This is a genomic window from Streptomyces sp. SID13726, assembly GCF_010548375.1.
Classification (GTDB): domain Bacteria; phylum Actinomycetota; class Actinomycetes; order Streptomycetales; family Streptomycetaceae; genus Streptomyces.
Genome location: NZ_JAAGLY010000392.1, coordinates 1 through 457, shown reverse-complemented (window position 1 = coordinate 457; position 457 = coordinate 1). Strand labels below are relative to the sequence as shown.

Genomic DNA, 457 nt, shown 5'->3' with positions numbered 1-457 from the left:
ACACGGAGCGCGCCAAGGGCCGTACGCCGGAGGAGATCAAGGCCCAGCTGGCCGAGTACGACGTGTGGGACCGCTACGACGCCGACCACGACGGCAACTTCGACGAGCCGGACGGCTACCTCGACCATCTCGTCGTCGTCCACGCGGGCAAGGACCAGACCTGGGGCGGCGGCGATCAGGGCAAGGACGCCGTGTGGGCGCACCGCTGGTTCGCGTACTGGGACCAGGCCGGCAGCGCGGGACCCGCGGGCAACAAGGCGGGCGGTGTCCCGGTCGGTGACTCCGGCATCTGGGCCGGGGACTACCTGACCGGCGGCGAGAACAGCGGAGTCGGGCTGTTCGCCCACGAGTTCGGGCACGACCTCGGGCTGCCCGACCTGTACAGCTCCGACGGGGACAACGGCGTGAACTTCTGGTCGCTGATGTCCACGGCCTCCTACCTGGGCAAGGGCCGGAA

1 protein-coding gene is annotated in these 457 nt (G+C 70.2%); it reads left to right on the top strand.

Going from position 1 to position 457, the window contains the following annotated elements:
- Window positions 1–457, top strand: a 457-nt coding sequence (locus G3I78_RS48235; protein ID WP_164436963.1) for an immune inhibitor A domain-containing protein, incomplete at both ends; no start/stop codon positions are given.